At 74.4% G+C, this 14,384-nt stretch carries 12 protein-coding genes and 1 pseudogene; 9 read left to right on the top strand and 4 right to left on the bottom strand.

Annotated elements, in window-relative coordinates:
* Positions 1–100 precede the first annotated feature (100 nt).
* On the top strand, positions 101–853 hold the full coding sequence (locus K4G22_RS06230) for a CDP-alcohol phosphatidyltransferase family protein (RefSeq protein WP_228078706.1): 753 nt from the start codon (positions 101–103) through the stop codon (positions 851–853).
* On the opposite strand, the gene K4G22_RS06225 is transcribed toward K4G22_RS06230, so the two are convergent.
* On the bottom strand, positions 769–1,236 hold the full coding sequence (locus K4G22_RS06225) for an FAD synthase family protein (protein WP_228078703.1): 468 nt from the start codon (positions 1,234–1,236) through the stop codon (positions 769–771). The two genes, K4G22_RS06230 and K4G22_RS06225, sit on opposite strands and share 85 nt — an antisense overlap.
* 290 nt (positions 1,237–1,526) lie before the next feature.
* On the opposite strand from K4G22_RS06225, the gene K4G22_RS06220 reads away from it, so the two are divergent.
* The 5 genes from K4G22_RS06220 (at position 1,527) to K4G22_RS06200 (ending at position 7,722) form a co-directional block, all read left to right on the top strand.
* Positions 1,527–2,822 (top strand): glycosyltransferase, encoded by a 1,296-nt coding sequence (locus K4G22_RS06220; RefSeq protein ID WP_228078701.1) that lies wholly within the window; start codon positions 1,527–1,529, stop codon positions 2,820–2,822.
* Positions 2,819–4,561: a lipopolysaccharide biosynthesis protein gene (locus K4G22_RS06215; protein WP_228078699.1), complete on the top strand. Its 1,743-nt coding sequence runs from the start codon at positions 2,819–2,821 to the stop codon at positions 4,559–4,561. Before K4G22_RS06220 ends, K4G22_RS06215 begins: the two co-directional genes overlap by 4 nt.
* Before the next feature lie 91 nt (positions 4,562–4,652).
* Entirely contained in the window at positions 4,653–5,909 is a 1,257-nt protein-coding gene (locus tag K4G22_RS06210; RefSeq protein WP_228078697.1) for an MATE family efflux transporter, read from the top strand.
* A 63-nt stretch (positions 5,910–5,972) separates the two neighbouring features.
* Positions 5,973–7,004 (top strand): aminoglycoside phosphotransferase family protein, encoded by a 1,032-nt coding sequence (locus tag K4G22_RS06205; protein WP_228078695.1) that lies wholly within the window; start codon positions 5,973–5,975, stop codon positions 7,002–7,004.
* A gap of 10 nt (positions 7,005–7,014) precedes the next feature.
* Positions 7,015–7,722 (top strand): alpha/beta fold hydrolase, encoded by a 708-nt coding sequence (locus K4G22_RS06200; protein ID WP_228078694.1) that lies wholly within the window; start codon positions 7,015–7,017, stop codon positions 7,720–7,722.
* Here the strand turns inward: K4G22_RS06200 and K4G22_RS06195 are convergent.
* Complete coding sequence (locus K4G22_RS06195; protein WP_228078693.1) at positions 7,719–8,594, bottom strand: ATP-grasp domain-containing protein; 876 nt, start codon at positions 8,592–8,594, stop codon at positions 7,719–7,721. The two genes, K4G22_RS06200 and K4G22_RS06195, sit on opposite strands and share 4 nt — an antisense overlap.
* Before the next feature lie 33 nt (positions 8,595–8,627).
* Positions 8,628–10,151, bottom strand: coding sequence for a hypothetical protein (locus K4G22_RS06190; RefSeq protein ID WP_425336615.1), 1,524 nt, complete (start codon positions 10,149–10,151; stop codon positions 8,628–8,630).
* Positions 10,152–10,682: 531 nt separating this feature from the next.
* Between K4G22_RS06190 and K4G22_RS31920 the strand changes: the two are divergent.
* Positions 10,683–10,838 (top strand): annotated as a pseudogene (locus K4G22_RS31920) (DapH/DapD/GlmU-related protein); the annotation flags it as partial.
* Positions 10,839–11,967: 1,129 nt separating this feature from the next.
* Here K4G22_RS31920 and K4G22_RS06180 read toward each other — a convergent pair.
* On the bottom strand, positions 11,968–12,384 hold the full coding sequence (locus tag K4G22_RS06180; protein WP_228078687.1) for a winged helix-turn-helix transcriptional regulator: 417 nt from the start codon (positions 12,382–12,384) through the stop codon (positions 11,968–11,970).
* A gap of 136 nt (positions 12,385–12,520) precedes the next feature.
* Between K4G22_RS06180 and K4G22_RS06175 the strand changes: the two genes are divergently transcribed.
* Both K4G22_RS06175 and K4G22_RS06170 read left to right on the top strand, forming a co-directional pair.
* Positions 12,521–13,384, top strand: coding sequence for an NAD(P)H-binding protein (locus K4G22_RS06175; RefSeq protein WP_228078685.1), 864 nt, complete (start codon positions 12,521–12,523; stop codon positions 13,382–13,384).
* An 85-nt stretch (positions 13,385–13,469) separates the two neighbouring features.
* On the top strand, positions 13,470–14,153 hold the full coding sequence (locus K4G22_RS06170; protein WP_228083972.1) for a DsbA family oxidoreductase: 684 nt from the start codon (positions 13,470–13,472) through the stop codon (positions 14,151–14,153).
* The last annotated feature ends 231 nt before the right edge of the window (positions 14,154–14,384 follow it).

Raw genomic sequence — 14,384 nt, 5'->3', positions numbered from 1 at the left:
TTTTTCGCTCCGGCCCACGCATCGTATCCGTGTGACGGGTCCGCCGGAGCAGCGGATGCGCGGGCGACGGGCCGTGGAACGCCGTGGAAGGATGCCACCCATGGTGGGGACGGGGCGGGCCATGGGTTACCGGACGGCGCTGGAGCGGCTGCGTGCGGCGCAGAAGTCCGCCAAGGGGGTGTCCCTCTACTCCCGTTATGTCAACCGGCCGGTCGGCCGGCGGTTGGCGGCGGCGGCCTACCGGCTCGGCCTCACACCCGACCACGTCACGTTGCTCAGCGCGCTGTGCAGCGGCGCCGCGCTGGCGGCCGTGGCGCTGTGCGCGCCGTCCTGGCCGTTGGGCGTCGCGGTCTGGGCCGGGCTCTTCCTGGGCTTCGCGCTGGACTCGGCCGACGGCCAACTGGCCAGGCTGCGGGGCGTGTCCAGCCCGGCGGGCGAGTGGCTCGACCATGTGGTGGACTGCGCCAAGATCACCGCGCTGCACGGCGTGGTGCTGATCTCCTTCTACCGTTTCTTCGAACTCCCGGGCGACGGCTGGCTGTTGCTGCCCCTCGGCTTCCAACTCGCGGCCGTGGTGATCTTCTTCGGCGGTCTGCTGACCGACCAGCTCAAGCGCCGCGCGCCGCGTCCCGACGGGCCGGGCGCGCCCGTCTCCCGGCTGCGCGCGGTGGCGCTGCTGCCGGTCGACTACGGGGCGCTCTGCCTGCTGTTCCTGCTGCTCGGCGACGAACGGGCGTTCCGCTTCGGCTACGCCGCCCTCGCCCTGGTCTACGGCCTGTTCTGCGCGGCGTTCTCCGTGAAGTGGTTCCGCGAGCTGTCGGCGCTCAGCGCGTCCAGCGCGCCGCGCAGCTGAGTGCTTGAGGTGTGGACGGTGTAGGGGAAGTAGACGACGCGCACCCCGACCTCGGCGAAGTCGCGTTCCAACTTCTCGCCCTTGGCCGTGCCGCGCCAGTCGTCGCCCTTGAACAGCACGTCGAACCTGACCTGTTGCCAGGTGTCCAGCTTGTCGGGCACGGTCTCCACGAACGCGGCGTCCACATGGCGGATGCTGCGGACGATCTCCAGCCGCTCCACCAGCGGGATCACCGGCGGCCTGCCCTTGGCCAGGAGCGCCATCTCGTCGGAGACCACGCCGGCGACGAGGTAGTCGCAGTGGCCGCGCGCATGGCGAAGGATGTTGAGGTGCCCCACATGGAAGAGGTCGTAGACCCCCGGTGCATAGCCCACGGTCTGCATACGCCCGAACCCCCCATGGCCGGTCGTGAAGCGGAACTCGCCCTGTCGATCCCCGTATACGGACCACTCGCCCTGTCCGTCCCCCGTCCCGCAGCCTAACCCGGACGGTCGGCCGGCCGGACCGGAATGGCGAGACCCGCCCGGGATGGTCCAGGATGGCGGGCAACGCGGCCCGCGCGTCCGGGTCCTGACGCACAGTAGTGTTCTCCCATGAGGCGCGGATAGGCTGGGCGCCACCGCTGCCGGGGGAGTTCTCCGCTGCCAGGGGAGGGCCCAGAGGGAGGACAGTCGTGCGCAATCCGCCGGGCTCTGGCGGCGAACGTCTGCTGCTGGTATCCACCAACTTCGCCCCGGAGCAGGCCGGGATCGGCCCCTACGCCACCCAGCTCGCCGAGCACTGGGCGCACGAGCGGGGCGCGGAGGTCCATGTCCTCGCCGGCCTTCCGCACTACCCGGCCTGGCGCACCGACCCCGACTACCGGGGGCGTTGGCGGCTCGTCGACGATCACGCCGGCGTGCTGGTGCACCGCCGAAGACACTATGTGCCGGCGCGCCAGAGCGCGCTTCGGCGCGCCGCCTACGAGGGCACCATCCTGGGCCACGGGCTGCTGGCCCCGCCCCGGATCGCGCGCCCCGACGCGGTGGTCGCCCAGGTGCCGAGCCTGGCCGGCGGGTTGCTGGCCGCCCGCCTCGCCCGCCGCTACGGCGTCCCGTTCCTGCCCGTCGTGCAGGATCTGATGGGCGCGGCTGCCGCGCAGAGCGGCATCAGCGGCGGGGGGCGGGTGGCCTCGGTCGCCTCCTCGGTCGAGCGGCGGATGCTGGCCGGCGCCACCCTGGTCGGGGTGATCCACGAGAGCTTCCGGGAGCGCGTGCGGGCCCTCGGCGTGCCGGCGCACCGCATCCGGCTCACCCCCAACTGGTCGCATGTGCGCCCCCCTTCGCGCCCGCGCGCGGAGACCAGGGCCGCCCTGGGCTGGCCCGAGGGCCGGACGGTGCTGCTGCACTCCGGCAACATGGGCCTCAAGCAGGGCCTCGACGTGCTGATCGACGCCGCCAGGATCGCCCCCGAGCTGCTGGTGGTGCTGATGGGCGACGGCAGCGTCCGTGGCCATCTCGAACGGCTGGCCGCGCCGCTGCCCAACGTCCGGCTGCTGGACCCGGCCCCGGCCGACGAGTTCCCCGAGATCCTCGCCGCCGCCGACGCGCTGGTCGTCACCCAGCGGGCCAGCGTCCTGGACATGAGCGTGCCCTCCAAGCTGACCTCCTACTTCGTGGCCGCCCGCCCGGTGATCGCCTCCGTCGCCGGCAACGGAGGCACTGCCCAGGAGCTGCGCCGGTCCGCCGCCGGCCGGCTCGTGCCGCCCGAGGACCCCGGCGAACTCGTCGCCGCCGCCCGGGCGTTGGCCGCCGACCCGGCGGCGGCCGACGCGCTGGGCGCGCGCGGCGCCGCCTACGCCGCCAGCCACCTCTCCCGCGCGGCCGGCCTGGGGCGGCTCTCCGCGCTGCTGGACGAGGCCCTCGCCACCGAGCCGGCGCCCGTGCGCGCCGCGCGCCGCGCCGCGCCGCCCGAGGGAGCGCCCGCGTGAGCGCCGGCGGCGGCCAGGAGCCGCGCGCCGGCGGTCACCAGCACCAGCCGCACGACGAACCCGACCTGCTGCGCGACCAGTTCCGCCAGCTGCTGCGCTACCGCACGCTGATCATCTGCGGCATCCTCATCGGCCTGGCCGGCGGCGCCTGGCTCGGCCTGACCGCCAACGAGAGCTACGTCGCGACCAGCGAGGTCACCGTCCGCACGCCCACCGCCGACCCGTTCACCGCCACCTCCATGGACCGGGTCGCCATGGGGTCCGAACGCCGCACCGCCGTCAGCGACATCGTCGCCGAGCGCGCCGCCCAGGCGCTCAACACCTCCGAGAGCCTCGGCCGCCTCAAGCGCGGTCTCCAGGTCACCAACCCGCCCAACACCGAGGTGCTGCGCTTCGCCTACTCGGCGAGCGACCCCGAGGTCGCCGCCCAGCGCGCCAACGCCTTCGTCGCCGCCTACCTCGCCAACCGGCAGGCCGACGCCGACGACACCATCGCGCGGAACGTCGCATCCCTGGAGGGCCAGCGCGAACCCCTGCTGGAGCGACGCGACCAGCTCCAGGCCGAGTTGGAGACCCTGGTCGAGGGCGGCTCCGCCTACGACCTGGCCGTCGCCGACCTCTCCCAGGTGGTCGGCCGGATCTCCGAGCTCAACTCCGACATCTCCGCCGCGCGCGCCCTGGACACCAGCGGCGGCCGGGTCATCACCGAGGCCACCCCGCCCGGCAGCCCGGCCGGCCCGGGGCTGCCGCTGCTGCTCGGCCTCGGCTATGTCGTCGGCATCGGCCTCGGCCTGCTCGCCGCCTGGGTGCGGCTGGTCTTCGACCCCACCGTGCGCTCCGCCGGCGATGTCACCCGCGCGCTGCGCGCCCCCGTCCTCGGCGTCCTGCCGCGCGCCGGGCGCGGCGACCCCGAGCAACTCCTCGCCGAGGGCCGCCTCGCCGAGGAGTACCGCTCCATCGCCTTCCGCCTCGCCTACGACGAGGCGTTCGCCGGGCGCCGCCGGCTGCTGGTGCTCGCCCCGCGCGGTGGCATCGAGACGCCGCTCGCCGCCGCCGTCAACATCACCGCCGCGTTCGCCGAGATGGGGATGGACGCGCTGCTGGTCGAGGCCGATCTGCGTACCCCCACGCTGATCAACCAACTCCGGCACGCCGACGGCGTCCGCCCCGGCTGGGCACGCACCCCCGCGCGGCTGGACGGCGGCGGCTGGCCGGCCGGGCTGCGCGTCCCCATCGACGCCGGCGAGTCCGGCATCTTCGACCTGGTCCCCGGGCGGCGCGTGCGCAATGTGCCGCGCGCCCTCACCTCGCGCGCCGCCACCGAACTCATCGGCCACGCCGAGGCCAAGGGCGCCGTCGTCGTGGTCCTCGCCCCGCCCGTCCTCTCCTACGCCGACGCCATCGCGCTCACCGACCGCGTCGACGGCGTGCTGGTCGTCTGCGACCCGAGCGAGGTGCGCCGCGAGGACCTCGCCCGGGTCCGCGAACTGGTCGTCGGCGCCGGCGGGTTGCTGCTCGGCGCCGTGCTCCACTCGTGGGGCAACGGCTCCGACGACCCACGCGGCCAGGCCACCGGCGCCTCCCCCGATCCGCCGCCCCCAGCCCACCAGCCGAGGTCCGAACGGCCCGCCGGCTCCCACCGGGCCACCGCGCCCGACCACCACCGCGACCCCAACTCGGAGACCATGGGCCTGCGCGTCCTCGACCCCGCCGACCTGGAGGACGGCTCCTCCCGGTAGCGCACGCCCGCCGCGCCCCGCCGCCGGCCGGAGTGGCGTGGCCACGCGGTGCCCGGAGAACACACCAGAAAGTGCCAAGAGAAAACAGACAGTGACCAGAGAAACCGGCGCGAACACGCCATCGGCCGCGACACCCGCCCCCCGAACGTCCCTCACCTCGCTGGCGGCCGTCGCCGACCAGGGCGTCTCCGCGCTCACCAACATCGTCGTGGTGATCTTTGTCGCCCGCCAGTCGACGGCCGACGACTTCGCCTCCTTCGCCGTGGTCTACACGGTCATCGCGCTGCTGCTCGGCGCCACCGGCGCCTACGTCGGGCAGCCGCTGGTGCTCCGCAAGGGCGCCGACCTCACCCTGCACCGGCACTGCCGCGAGGCCGCCGCCTTCACCCTCGTCGGCGCGGTCGCGCTCGGCGCCCCGCTCGCGCTGGTCACGTTCGCCCTGCCGGGTGAGACGGCGGCCGGCTTCACCTCCGTCGGCCTGGTGCTGCCCATCGTCCTCACCCAGGACGCGCTGCGCTACGCCTGCTCCCTCCTCCTGCTTCCCCACCTCGCGCTGGCCGGCGACGTGCTGCGGCTGGCCGTCGTGGTGCCGGTCCTGGCCGCCCAGTCCCACGGCACGGGCCCGGGACAACTCCTGCTGCTCTGGGGCCTTTCGGCGCTGCCGGCGCTGCTGCTGTGCGGCGGGGTGCTCGCCTGGCGCACGCGGGGCGTGCGGGGCGTGCGCCCCACCCGGCTGCTCGGCCACCGCCATCTGGGGCGCCGCTTCGTCGTGGAGTTCGGGGTCGGCAACGCCGGCTCCCAACTGGCCATCGTCGGCCTCGGGTTGCTCGCCAACCCGCTCGCGGTCGGCGCCCTGCGGGGGGCCAGCACGCTCTTCGGACCGCTCAATGTGCTGCTCAACTCGGTCACCGCCTTCGGCCCGCCGCTGCTGAACCGCAAGCCGGGCGCGCACCACCAGGCGCGCGCCGCGTTGGGCGCCGGCGGGGGCCTCGCCGCCTTCGCGGTCTGCTGGGCGCTGGTGCTCACCGTGCTGCCCGACAGCGTCGGCCGCGAACTCCTCGGCGACACCTGGGACTCCGTCTCCGGCATCCTCACGGCCACCGGCAGCCAGTACGCCTTCATAGCCCTGGGCACGTGCGCGCTGCTGCTGCTGCGGGTCCTCACTCCTCGTGCCACCCTGCCCATCCAGCTGATCTTCTCCGCGGTGTCGGTGATCGCCCTGCTCACCGGCTACGCCATCGGCGGCATCCTCGGCGCCGCCTGGGGCCTGGCCATCGGCTCGGCCGCCAAGGCCGCGGCCTCCTGGCTCCGGGCCGCGCTGGAACTGCGCACCGTCGTCCGGGCCTGACCGCGCAGGCCGGCCCTTCGCGCAGGCGGTTTGCGAAGCTGGGGGTGAACGGAGGTGGCCGCCATGCCCCCACTCCCACGCGGGACGCCGGACATCGAGATCCCGCCGTCGCTGGTCGCCGCGCACGGCACCTACTTCGGCGCGGCGGGGCGCCCCTGGCTGGGCGCGCTGCCGGCCCTGGCCCGAAGCTGCCTGCGCCGCTGGGAGCTTCGGCTCGACGGGCCGGCCGGCAGCGGCGCCGTCGCCCTGGTGCTGCCGGTGCGGCGGCTCGACGGATCGCCGGCGGTGCTCAAGCTCCAGCCCGTCGACGAGGAGACCGCGGGGGAGCCCGCCGCCCTGCGGGCCTGGGACGGCGACGGCGCGGTGCGGCTCCTCGCGCACGACCCAGGGTCCGGCTCGATGCTGCTGGAACGTCTCGACGCCGGCCGCTCGTTGGGCGGCGTCGTCGACGAGGAGGCCGCCCTCACCACCCTCTGCGAGCTGCTGCTGCGGCTCAACGCGCCGCCGGCTCCCGCCGGGACGCGGCGGCTCGCCGACATCGCGGCCGATCTGCTGGACCGTGCTTCGCGCGCCGGCGCCGGAGCCGGCTTGGACGCGGGCGTGCGCGCCGGTTCGCGCGCCCGCCTGGGCGCCGGCTCCGGGGACGTTCGGGCGCTGATCGGGTGCTGCGCCGGGGCGCTGGCCGAGGTCGCCGGCGACGGCTGCGGTGACCGGCTGCTCCACTGGGACCTGCACTACGACAACGTGCTCGCGCCCCTCCCGGACGGCGACCGCCGCGCCCCCTGGCTGGCCATCGACCCCAAACCGCTCGCCGGCGACCCGGCGTTCGAACTGCTGCCGGCCCTCCACAACCGCTGGGACGGCGTGCTCGCCACCGGCGATGTCACCCGGGCCGTGCTGCGGCGCTTCGACCTGATGACCGACGTCCTCGGGCTCGACAGGCCAGGGGCCGTGGCCTGGACGCTGGCCCGCGTCCTGGAGAACCTGCTCTGGGCCGCTGAACGGGACGACGGCAGCGCGCACCTCGACCCGGACCGTGCGATCGCCGAGGCGCTGCTGACGCATCGCGCCGGCGTTGTCAGACCCCTGCTCTAGGGTCCCGGACATGAACAACTTCGTACTGGTACCGGGTGCCTGGCTGGGTGCCGAAGTCTGGGACGACGTGGTGGCCGAGCTGCGGGCCGCCGGGCAGGAAGCACATGCGCTGACGCTCCCCGGCCTCGCCGAGCGGAGCGCCGAGCCGGCAGGGCAGCAGGCCCATGTGCGGGCCGTCGTCGACGAGATCGAGCGCCTCGATCTGCGGAACGTCGTCCTCGTCGGCCACAGCTACTCGGGGACTCCGGTGGGCCAGGCGGCCCTGCGGATCGGCGACCGGCTGGCCCGCGTCGTCTTCGTGGACGCCAATGTGCCGGCCGACGGCGAGCCGTTCGCCAACCCGGCCCGCGGCTTCGCCGCCGCCGTGGTCGACGCCGTCGTCGACAACGACGGCTGGTGGCCCCCGCCGCCGGCCGAGGAGTTCGCGGGGCAGGGCCTCACCGAGGAGGAGATCGGCCGCCTCCTGGCCGGCGCCACCCCGCACCCGGGCGCCAGCCTCACGGAGCCGGCCGTCCTGGAAGGATCGCTGGCCGAGCTGCCCGCCAGCTACGTCAAATGCCTCCTCGACGGCGAGCAGCCCACGCCGGACGTGGTCGAGCTGCTCGCGGGCGAGAGCTGGCGCCTGGTCCGGATGGACACCGGCCACTGGCCGATGTTCTCCCAGCCGCGCGAGCTGGCCCGCGTCCTGCTCGACGAGACGGCCCCGGGCCGTGGCTAGGCTTCGCCCCGGCCCACCAGCAGGGCGGCGAACTCCTCCGGGGCGGTGGCCCGATGCAGATCGCTGACCTGGGCGTCGCCGACCTCCACCACCCGCCAGCCGCCGTCGTCCCGGCGGGCGACATCCGTGGTGACAAAGCGGGCGCCCAAGTCCCGCACGGGGCCTCGGAGATGATCGAGCTCCGGCGTGGCCACGGCGTGCGCGTCGCTGTCCGGGTGCGGGGTCAGCAGGCGCGGCTCGCCGTCCAGCCACCACACCCGCGCCTCCTCCCCGACGAACCGCTCGAACGCGCGGAGCACCACCCCACCGGCGAGGAACTCCCCCTGCGACTCCACCAGCCGGGCCACCACCCGCCGCAGCCCCGCCACATCCGTCAGATCGGGCACGAAACACGCCTCGTCCCACTCGTGCTTACGGGACTTGACATAGTCCTTCACGATGCCGGGCCCGGCGGGCAGCGCCTTCGCCACCCGGGCCAGCTCCGCCGCGTCGGGGACGACGCCCGGCGCGGTCGGCAGCCAGGCGCTCGCCGGCGTCACGGCGGCGAACGTCTCGTACCAGCCGGGGAGATGGTGCGCGGAACGATAGCGCTCGGGCGGGACGACCAGATCGGCGTCACGCGCCCGAAGGGCCAGGTGCAGCGCGGCGTAGTCGTCCGCCGGGATCATCCAGCCGCGATACCAGAGCTGGCCGAGGCCGCGCGGCACCCGGGCCACGGCCAGGGCGGCGTCCCCGGCCAGCAGCGCGTCATGGTCGATCAGCGCGACGCTCCCGCCCAGCGCGCGCACCTGACGGGCCTCGGGCGCGAAGTGCCCGTCCACCGTGCGGGGGTTGAGCGGGTCAGCACAGAAGAGCACCGGTGTCGACGACATGCCCCCACGCTACGTCGTCCGGGCGCCCCGGGCTCAGCGGAGCTCGGCGCGCGGATGGTGACGGAAGGTGGTGACCAGCGCGAGACAGAGCACGGCGATGCCGATCCGTCCTGACGCCTGGAGAAGCGACCCCCGCAGCAGGATGAAGCTGTAGCCGGCGAGCACGGGCACCACCACGGCCAGCACATTCCCCGGCGAGGGATCGTCCAGTGTGCGGCGCACATAGCGGCGGTCCGTGCGGGCCGAGAGGTAGCCGATCCCGACGAAGGCCAGCGTCATGCCCAACGGGCCGAAGTCCAGCCAGAGTTCCGCCCACAGAGGGGAGGAGAGATTGGCGCTGTCGGTGCCCATCCAGCCACCGACGAGAAAGCCGGTGTCCTCCGGCTTGTCACCCCAGACGCCACGCGGCACGAAGAACAGCGCCGCGCCCGCCAGCTGCTCGCCGTACGAGTGGCCATGGCCGTCCCCGGCGAAGGTGATGGTGTTGGCGAACATGTTGAGCTGGTCGTAGTCCTTGACGACCAGCGGCTCCAACACCGAGTCCGTCTCCAGCGGCCTGCGTCCCTCGTCGTCGTAGCGGAAGCGGTCGGTGAAGGGGAAGACCAGCAGCGCCACTGCCAACCCCAGGGCCAGCGCCGCCCGGTACATCACCGAACTGCGGGGGAAGACCGTGAACAGCAACGCGAACATCACCGTGAGAAACCAGTAACGCGGGTTGGAGATCGGGTTGTTGACGATCGCGTTGATCACCAGCAACCCAGCCCAGGGCAGCAGCACGGCCGGCCGGTGCCGGGCCGCCCTTGAGGTGACCAGCCAGCGGGTCAGGAACAGCAGCGCCAGCATCGCGGGCACCGTGCCGAAGCCGCGCAGCAGCGCGCTGCCCGCCTCCCCGCCGCCCTCGGCGCCGGGCCCGCCGGGGGCGCCCGTCGCCTCGGCCAGGCTGGCGCTGATCTCCTGCCGGCTGCTGAAGAAGACGGCGGGCCCGCCGAGTTGGACGATCAGCAGCCCGCTGGCCGCGTAGGCGAACACCACCAGGCAGGCCAGCCTGCCCCGGTGGACCGTCGCGGGACGCCGCCGCTCCCGCCCCGCCGGGCGCTGCCGCGCCAGCAGCGCGCCCACGTCGAAGGCCACCATGCCGCACAGCACCAGCGCCGTCGCCAGCTGGGTGTCCTCGCGCGGCCCGAGCACCGGCGTCGGATCGCGCCCCAACACGCTCTGCGCCAACGGCGCGATGCCCATGGCCAGATAGCCGAAGAGCCAGAACGCGCCCTGCACCAGGCGCCGTCGTCCGGAGAGCACCATCGCGCACAGCCGCACTCCGGCGTAGCAGGCCACCACCAGCTGGAGCCAGAAGGTCGTGTCCCGCAGCCCGGTGCCCGGCTGCGCGGCCACGGCCAGGGGTAACGCGCCGACCACCGTGGCGATCAGCGGAACCGAGAGCGGTCGGGAGAGCACCGCCCTGCGGGGCACCTCGATCGCCACCCGTTCCCCCTCCGCCGGGCCGCCCAGTCTATGCGGAGGGGGCGGTCGCCGAGGCGGTCTCCCGGGCCCGGCCATGGCCTCAGGGGACGACCGCATAGGAGACTGAAGGCTCACCTTCCCACGGAATCGCACACAACCAGACGAGGTGCCGTGACCGCCATGACCGAACCGCACCCCCATGACCCGGAATCCGCCCCGTCCCAGGACGCCCCCGAAGAGCCCCGACTCCTCGACTACAACGGCTGGCTGTTCTGGCAACGGGCCGACGACGAGCAGAAGGCCGCCCAACTCGCCCGGCAGCAGGCCATCCTCGCCCGCTGCCCGGGCCGGATCGGCCCGCGCGGCTTCGTCTCCGAACTGGCCATGGTCAGCCCGAGCAGCCTGCGCCTGGGGGCCGACTGCTATGTCGCCGCGCACGCCTATGTGACGGGCACCATCCACGCCGGGGACGACTGCACCGTCAACCCGTTCACCGTGCTGCGCGGCACGGTCACCCTCGGGAACGGGGTGCGGATCGGGGCGCACAGCTCGATCCTCGGCTTCAACCACTCCATGGCGCCCGACCGGCCCGTCCACCGCCAGCCCACCAGCGAACGCGGCATCACCATCGGCGACGACGTCTGGATCGGCTCCAACGCGGTGCTGCTGGACGGGATCACCGTCGGCTCGCACGCCGTGATCGGCGCCGGCGCCGTGGTCACCCGCGACGTCCAGGACTGGGCCGTGGTCGGCGGCAACCCGGCCAGGTTCATCCGCGACCGGCGCACCCCCAAGGGCGCGCCGGCGCCCGACCCGCGCGCGAAGCTGGCCGCGCGCCTCGCGGAACTCGCCGACCGGGCCAGGGAACAGAGCGACACGCTGATCGCCCGCAACTGGGAGCCGGCGGGCATCGCACCCGACGGCACCCCCACGGGGCGTTACCTCGACGCCCCCGACGCCCCGCCCACGCTGCGCGCCCACGCCGACGCCGTCGAGATCTCCTTCCTGCTGGGCGGCCGGCCCCCGGCCCAACTGCCGGCCGAGGAACACGTGCGCCGGCTGCGGCGGGGCCAGGATCCGACGACCGGGCTCACCCCGCCGCTCGGCCGGGACGGCCGGCCGGGGCCGCCCGTCGCCGGGCTCGGCGCGGACGGCGACGCCGACTACCACCTGCTGAGCCTCGGCTACGCGCTGGACCTGCTCGGCTCCGGATTCGCCCACCCGATCGGCGCCCTCGCCGCCCTCGGCTCCGACGAGCTGGCCGACTGGCTCGCGGCGTTGCCCTGGCGCGACGCCGGCTGGGCGGCGGGCGCCGGCGTCGACACCCTCGGCACGGCGCTGCTGTGGAACCGCGACCGGCCCGGGGCGCGGCGCCAACTCGACACCTTCTTCGGCTGGTTGCTCACCCGCGCCCGCCCGGACAGCGGGCTCTGGAGCCCGCCGAGGGCCGGCGACGGACTGCTCCAACCGGTCAACGGCTACTACCGGGCCACCCGCGGCTCGTTCGCCCAGTTCGGCCTGCCCGTGCCGCACCCCGACCTGGTGATCGACACGGTGCTCCGCCACGCCGAGGACCAGCGCCACTTCGGTCCGGGGCGCACCACGGCCTGCAATGTCCTCGACGTGGCCCACCCGCTGTGGCTGGCCCGCCGCCAACTCCCCGACCACCGAAGGGAGGACGTCGCCGCCTGGGCCGCGGAACAGGCCGGCCAGCTGTGCGAACGCTGGGTCGACAACGAGGGCTTCCCGTTCCGTTTCCCCCCGCTGGCCGGCCCCCGCGACCGCTCACACCGCCCCGGCGCCCAGGGCACCGAGATGTGGCTCGCCACCCTCTGGTACCTCGCCGACCTCCTGGACGTCGCCGAATCCCTCAGCTACCGCCCCCGGGGCGTCCACCGCCCGGAACCGGCGATCACTCTGGACTAGGCCGTGTCGTCTCCCGCTCGTGGCGGCGGCGGGCCTCCAGGACCGCCGGCATCTGGGATTCGAGGTGGTCGATGAAGGCCAGCAGGTGGTCGGCGGTGCTCTCGCCCATGGGGGTGAGGGAGTAGTTCACCTTGGGCGGCAGCACGGCGAGCACCTCGCGGTGTACGAAACCGTCTCGTTCCAGGGCCTGGAGGGTCTGCGCGAGCATCTTCTCGCTGACTCCGTCGACCCGGCGGCGCAGGTGGTTGAAGCGGGCGGGGCCCTTGCGGAGGCCGGCGAGGACGAGGGCGCCCCAGCGGCCCGTGACATGCTCCAGCACCCCCCGGGACGGGCACTCGCGGGCGAAGACATCGAACGCGAACTCTGCCGCCCGGCGCTCCTCCTCGGCGCTCAGCTCCGTCATGCGCACCCACCTCCCTGACGTCCGTTCCCTGGCCAGCCTACCGCCGGGGTGCACTGTCGAAAAGTTTGTGCTTTCTTTTTGAGTGTGTACCTTGGGGTGGCAACCAGAAGCGGGCTCACGAGGAAGAAGGCATGACGTGATCGTTGTCACCGGAGCCACCGGCGGCCTTGGCCGCGCGACCGTCGAGGGGCTGCTCGCGCGCGGCGTGCCCGCCGAGCGGATAGCGGCCGTGGTGCGGGCGCCCGAGCGGGCGGCGGACCTCGCGGCCCTGGGCGTCCAGGTGCGGCGGGCCGACTACACGCGCCCCGAGACGCTCGCGCCGGCGTTCGGTGACGCGGAGAAGCTGCTGTTCGTCTCCTCGACCGGCCCCGACGAGGCGCGCGTCGCGCAGCACCGCGCCGTCGTGGCCGCGGCCACCGAGGCCCGGGTCGGACTGCTCGCCTACACCTCCGTGTTCGCCGCCGACACCAGCCCGCTGGCGCTGGCCGAGGTGCACCGGGACACCGAGCGGGCCATCGCCGAGAGCGGGCTGCCCTCGGTGCTGCTGCGCAACGGCTGGTACACGGAGAACCACGCCGCCGGCCTGCCGAGGGCCGTGGACAGCGGCGTGCTGCTCGGCAGCGCCGGCGAGGGCCGCGTCGCGTTCGCCGCCAGGGCGGACTACGCCGAGGCAGCCGCCACCGTCCTGACCCGCGACGACCAGGCCGGGAAGGTCCACGAGCTCACCGGCGACACCGCCTATGGCCTCGCCGACCTGGCCGCCGAGGCCGCCTCCCTCTCGGGCCGGCCCGTCGGCTACGAGGACCTCGCCCCCGAGCGGTACGCCGAACTCCTCGGCTCCGCCGGGGTGCCCGACTTCGGCGTCGCCCTCCTCGTGGACGCCGATCTGCGCATCGCCGAGGGGGCCCTGGCGACGGTGACCGGGGATCTCGCCGAGCTGCTGGGGCGCCCCACCACCCCGCCGTCCGTCACCATCGCGAACATCCTGGCCGCAGCCTGACCGCGCCCGGCCGGCCGCCCGCCCGCCCGGCCGCCCGGAAGATGACCTCGGAAGACGAAGAAGGAGTCGAGGAGTCGAGATGACCATGCGCGTCGACATCTGGGGGGACATCGTCTGCCCCTGGTGCTATATCGGGACCGCCCGCTTCGATCGGGCGCTGGCCGGGTTCGAGCACCGGGAGCGGGTCACCGTCGCCCACCGCTCCTTCGAGCTCGACCCGACCCGCGACCCGGGGCGGACCGAGCCGATCGAGCGGATGCTGGCCCGGAAGTACGGCCCCCGAGCCGCCGAAATGGAGAGCCGGGTCGCCGAGTTGGCGCGCGACGAGGGGCTCGACTACCGCACCGACCGGATGGTCGGCGGCACCAGGGACGCCCACCGGCTGCTGCACTTCGCCGACGAGCACGGATTGCGCCACCGGCTGCTCACCCAGCTCTACGAGGCCAACTTCGGCCAGGGCGAGAGCGTCTTCACCTCGGACGCGCTGGTGGCCGTCGCCGAGCGGGTCGGCCTGGACGCCGACGCCGCGCGCGCGGTCCTCGACGACCCCGAGCGCTATCTGGACGCGGTCCACGCGGATCAGCGGGAGGCGGCCCGACTCGGCGCGAACGGCGTGCCGTTCTTCGTGCTCGACGGGCGCTACGCCGTCTCCGGCGGGCAGTCGGTCGACACCTTCGAACAGGCCCTGCGCCGCGCCTGGGGCGACCGTCCGCTGGACACCCTCGGCGACGCAGACGGCGACGTCTGCGGCCCCGACGGCGCCTGCTGACCGCGCCCAGCCGACGGGCGTCGCGCCAGGACCCGGCGGTGGCGGGACGAGGGCGCGGCGTCGGCACCGGGAGCGGGATGTGCCCGTGCTGGTACGGCCGTTGGGCGGCCCCGCCCCTTCCGGGCCGAGGGCCCCGTGCCACCCCCCGCCCGTCACCGCCTCGGTGCGGCGTCGTTACCGTGATCGGTGCGGCGTTCGCCGTCAGGCCGGTGACCAGGGAGGAACGGTGGC

The organism is Streptomyces profundus (assembly GCF_020740535.1).
Taxonomy (GTDB): domain Bacteria; phylum Actinomycetota; class Actinomycetes; order Streptomycetales; family Streptomycetaceae; genus Streptomyces; species Streptomyces profundus.
Note: the sequence above shows the minus strand (reverse complement) of the source record. Positions and strands in the feature narration are given on the sequence as shown.

Excerpts from the sequence above, each read along its gene's own strand:
- K4G22_RS06200 (WP_228078694.1), top strand. The coding sequence starts at position 7,015 with ATGAACAACTTCGTACTGGTACCGGGTGCCTGGCTGGGTGCCGAAGTC.
- K4G22_RS06190 (WP_425336615.1), bottom strand. The coding sequence starts at position 10,151 with ATGGCCGGGCCCGGGAGACCGCCTCGGCGACCGCCCCCTCCGCATAGA.
- K4G22_RS06180 (WP_228078687.1), bottom strand. The coding sequence starts at position 12,384 with ATGACGGAGCTGAGCGCCGAGGAGGAGCGCCGGGCGGCAGAGTTCGCG.
- K4G22_RS06205 (WP_228078695.1), top strand. The coding sequence starts at position 5,973 with ATGCCCCCACTCCCACGCGGGACGCCGGACATCGAGATCCCGCCGTCG.
- K4G22_RS06230 (WP_228078706.1), top strand. The coding sequence starts at position 101 with ATGGTGGGGACGGGGCGGGCCATGGGTTACCGGACGGCGCTGGAGCGG.
- K4G22_RS06195 (WP_228078693.1), bottom strand. The coding sequence starts at position 8,594 with ATGTCGTCGACACCGGTGCTCTTCTGTGCTGACCCGCTCAACCCCCGC.
- K4G22_RS06170 (WP_228083972.1), top strand. The coding sequence starts at position 13,470 with ATGCGCGTCGACATCTGGGGGGACATCGTCTGCCCCTGGTGCTATATC.
- K4G22_RS06225 (WP_228078703.1), bottom strand. The coding sequence starts at position 1,236 with ATGCAGACCGTGGGCTATGCACCGGGGGTCTACGACCTCTTCCATGTG.